The organism is Luteococcus sp. (genome assembly GCF_043424415.1).
Lineage (GTDB): Bacteria > Actinomycetota > Actinomycetes > Propionibacteriales > Propionibacteriaceae > Luteococcus.
In genome coordinates this window covers 1-3,724 of record NZ_JBHWOO010000231.1, presented here as the reverse complement: position 1 = coordinate 3,724, position 3,724 = coordinate 1, and the positions used below count along the sequence as shown (strand labels likewise).

The 3,724-nt window shown below is 71.9% G+C and carries 4 protein-coding genes; 3 read left to right on the top strand and 1 reads right to left on the bottom strand.

What is annotated here, in order from left to right; translation table 11 throughout:
- The first annotated feature begins 57 nt into the window (after window positions 1-57).
- Window positions 58-1,287 (top strand): glycosyltransferase, encoded by a 1,230-nt coding sequence (locus tag ACHFFZ_RS13320; RefSeq protein ID WP_394277088.1) that lies wholly within the window; start codon window positions 58-60, stop codon window positions 1,285-1,287.
- Window positions 1,288-1,314: 27 nt separating this feature from the next.
- Here the strand turns inward: ACHFFZ_RS13320 and ACHFFZ_RS13315 are convergent, their stop codons facing one another.
- On the bottom strand, window positions 1,315-1,716 hold the full coding sequence (locus ACHFFZ_RS13315; protein ID WP_394277087.1) for a VOC family protein: 402 nt from the start codon (window positions 1,714-1,716) through the stop codon (window positions 1,315-1,317).
- A 97-nt stretch (window positions 1,717-1,813) separates the two neighbouring features.
- Between ACHFFZ_RS13315 and ACHFFZ_RS13310 the strand changes: the two genes are divergently transcribed.
- Together ACHFFZ_RS13310 and ACHFFZ_RS13305 are read left to right on the top strand one after the other, a co-directional pair.
- Entirely contained in the window at window positions 1,814-2,785 is a 972-nt protein-coding gene (locus ACHFFZ_RS13310) for a DMT family transporter (protein ID WP_394277086.1), read from the top strand.
- A 54-nt stretch (window positions 2,786-2,839) separates the two neighbouring features.
- Window positions 2,840-3,628 (top strand): HAD-IIB family hydrolase, encoded by a 789-nt coding sequence (locus ACHFFZ_RS13305; RefSeq protein ID WP_394277085.1) that lies wholly within the window; start codon window positions 2,840-2,842, stop codon window positions 3,626-3,628.
- Window positions 3,629-3,724: the final 96 nt, after the last annotated feature.

Below are 3,724 nucleotides of genomic sequence, written 5' to 3'. Positions count from 1 at the left end.
CTGTACCCCTCCACTTGAGGGGTGCGGCCCGTCGCCATGTGTTGCCAGACTGGCGGCATGCGCATCGCGGCAATCAGCTATGGAACCGAGGGCGACGTGCGCCCCTTCCTCGCCCTGGCCCGGGAACTGCATCTGGCCGGGCACGAGCTCGTCCTGGCCGGCGACGAGGGCTCCGCGCCGCTCGTCGAGGGGCACCCGGTCACCTTCGTCCCCCTGGGCGGGGGCATCCGCTCGCGGTTGAGTGCCGGCGAGAGCGGCGACGACCTGGCGCGCTTCGTGCGGCGCGGACGTTCCACCCTGGCCGGTCTGGGAGTGCTGCGGACCCTCTTCGAGGACCACCTCCACGAGTGGACCGTGACCTTCGTCGAGGCCGTCGAGCAGGCAGGGGGCGCCGACGTGGTGCTGGCCAGCGGGCTGTCCCTGCCCGCCGGTTTCACCGCGGCCGAAATGCTCGACGCGCCCGTCGTGGCCTGCTTCTTCCAGCCCTTCCTGCCCGGCCGCGGACAGCCCTCCTCCGTGCTGCCCACCCGGCTGCCGCTGGCCTTGCACGAGCCCTTGGCGACGGGCGGGCAGCAACTGGGCTGGTGGAGCCTGGCCGGCCAGGTCAACGACTCCCGTCGCCGGCTCGGCCTGGCCCCGCAGCGTGGCGTGTGGCGCGACTACACCAGCCTGTGCGCCTGGTCGCCCAGCCTGGTGCCGGTGCCCGGCGGCGTCCGCCAGCACGTCACCGGCGACTGGGCCCTGCCAGCCCCGATCGCGGCCCTCGACGAGGACCTGCTGGCCTTCCTCGGCGACGGACCGCCCCCGGTCTATGTCGGTTTCGGGTCGATGGCGCTGCCCGACGGGCTGCTGCAGACGGTCGTCGACGGACTCGACGGGCGGCGGGCGCTGCTGGCGCCGGGCTGGCCGGGCGTGGTGCCCGAGAGGCTTCCCGAAGGGGTGCGGGTGGTGGGCCACCTGCCGCACTCCTGGCTGCTGCCGCGCTGTGCCGCCGTGGTGCACCACTGCGGCGCCGGGACGAGCCATGCCGCGGCCCGGGCAGGGGTGGTCAGCGTCCCGGTGCCGATCGCCGTCGACCAGCCCTTCTGGGCCTCCCGGCTGCACGCCGTCGGGGCCGCCACCGAGGCCCTGCCCGCGCGCCGGCTCACCGCCGCACAGGTCTCGCGGGCGCTGGATCGGGCCCCCTCCCATGAGCTGACCGCCAGCCTGGTGGGCCGCCAGATGGCCGGCCAGGACGGGGCGCACCGCGCCGTCGAGGTGCTGCAGGAAGTGGTCGGGGGGCAGTGACCGGGGAGCGGGGGCGTTGGGGGTGGCTCAGTCGCCGAGGTCCTGGCCGATCTCCCAGCTGTGGCGGTCGGGATCGTGGAAGGTGGCCACGCGCATGCCCCACGGCTTGTCGGCAGGGTCGGTGTCGAAGGCCACGCCACGTTCACGCAGCACCTCGACGGCGGTGTCGATGTCGTCGACCCAGATCGACAGCTGGTTGCGCGGGCCGGCGCTCGGCTCGGCGGGGGCGACGGGCGTCACCAGCCGGGGGCCCTCGCTGTTGACGAGCAGGTTCAGCACGATGCTGCCCAGGGTGAAGCTGACCGACTTCTCGTCGCTCCAGCTCGGTTCCAGTTCGAAGGCCCGCGAGTAGAAGTCCTGACTGGTGTCGAGGTCGGCCACCAGCAGCGTGATGGCTGACAGGGCAGGGGTGAACGAGGCGGATGACATGCCCCACACGCTATCCGGGCGCTCCCGGGTGCCGGCCCGGGGTCCGGGCCGCGGACGAGATTGCCAAGCGCACGGGCCAGCATCCACACTCGACCGGGTGAGCACTGCCCCGCAGACGATCCCCCGCCGCACCCAGCTCCTGGCCCTGGCCAGCCTGGTGGTGATGGGGATGCTGTGGGGCAGCACCTTCTTCAGCATGAAGGACCTCACCACCCGGCTGGCCGTCCCGGACCTGCTGGCGGTCCGCTTCGTCGTGGCCTCCGCCGCGGCCGGCGTGATGGGCTGGCGGTACTGGCGGATGAGCCGCGCCACCCTGCTGCGCGGCATCGGGCTGGGGCTGCTCTACGGCATCGCCCAGCTGGTCCAGACCACCGGGCTGGAGACCACCGCAGCCTCCGCCTCCGGCTTCATCACCGGCCTCTACGTCGTCTTCACCCCGCTGCTGGCGGCCACCCTCCTGCGCGAGCGCATCCCCCGGGCCACCTGGCTGGCGGTGGTGCTCGCCGCCCTCGGCCTGGGGGTGCTCACCCTCGACCTTGGGGCCGGGCTCTCGATGGGCGGGGGAGAGGCGCTGACGCTGGCCAGCGCCGTGATCTATGCCGGCCACATCGTCGCGGTCGACTCGTGGAGCCGGCCCGGCACCGCCATCTCGCTCACCCTGGTGACCCTGGTGACGGTGGCCGTCCTGTGCACCCTGGCGGCCCTGCCCGGCGGGGTGCAGGCGCCGTCGACCAGCAGCGACTGGCTCATGATGGCCTGGATCGCGGTGGCTGCGGGCGCCATCCCGGTCTTCCTGCAGGTCTGGGCGCAGGGCCTGGTGGAGTCGACGACGGCGGCGGTGCTGATGGCCGGTGAGCCGGTCTGGGCGGCGGTCTTCGCGATCCTGTTCGGTGGGGAGAGGCTCACGTGGCAGATCCTGCTGGGCGGGTCGGCGATGTTCACCGCCATGGTGCTGGTCTCGCTGCTGCCCCGTTGGCGACGACGGCGCTCCACCCGAAGGGGTGGCCGATCTGGGCAGGTGCTGAGAGGAAGCATCGCCGACCCGGACACCCCACCGGGGCGCCGATAGGCTCCGACGGACGCACCGTGCGTCCGCCTTGCACGCTTTTCTCGGGGAGAAGCCATGACCGACCACAATCAGATCACTGCTGACCAGATCCAGATCGTCGCCTTCGACCTCGACGACACGCTGGCCGCCTCCAAGTCGCCGGTGCAGCCCGAGATGGCTCGCGCCCTGGCCGACCTGCTCGCCCGGCGCCCGGTGTGCATCATCTCCGGCGGCCGCTATGAGCAGTTCCAGACCCAGGTGCTCGACAACCTCCCGGCCGACGCCGAGCTCTCGCGCCTGCACCTGATGCCCACCTGCGGCACCCGCTACCTGCGCTTCACCGACGGCGCCTGGCAGGAGGTCTACGCCCACGACCTGGCCGAGGACGACAAGGCCGCGGCCATCGCCTCGCTCGAGGAGCGCGCCAAGGAGCTGGGCCTGTGGGAGCCCGACGAGAAGTGCAAGGGCGAGCGCATCGAGGACCGTGGCTCGCAGATCACCTTCTCGGCCTTGGGCCAGAAGGCCTCGGTGGCCGACAAGCACGCCTGGGACCCCGAGATGACCAAGCGTGGCGCCCTGCGCGATGCCGTCGCGGCCGACGTGCCCCAGCTGGAGGTTCGCTCCGGTGGCTCCACCAGCATCGACATCACCATGAAGGGCATCGACAAGGCCCACGGCATGCGCGAGCTGGAGAAGCAGACCGGCATCAAGCAGGCCAACATGCTGTTCATCGGGGACCGCCTGCAGCCCGGCGGCAATGACTACCCGGTGCTCGAGATGGGCATCGCCTGCCATGCGGTCGAGGGTCCCGAGGAGACCCTGGCCTATGTCCGCGGCCTGATCGAGGACTTCCAGCAGGCCTGATCACCGCCGTGCTCGCAGAGATTGCAGCACATACGGCCACGAAGGACATGTGAACGTGTCGTGGGCCGCCAGGAGTGCCTTTCTGGCGGCCAGAGA

Excerpts from the sequence above, each read along its gene's own strand:
- ACHFFZ_RS13320 (WP_394277088.1), top strand. The coding sequence starts at position 58 with ATGCGCATCGCGGCAATCAGCTATGGAACCGAGGGCGACGTGCGCCCC.
- ACHFFZ_RS13315 (WP_394277087.1), bottom strand. The coding sequence starts at position 1,716 with ATGTCATCCGCCTCGTTCACCCCTGCCCTGTCAGCCATCACGCTGCTG.
- ACHFFZ_RS13305 (WP_394277085.1), top strand. The coding sequence starts at position 2,840 with ATGACCGACCACAATCAGATCACTGCTGACCAGATCCAGATCGTCGCC.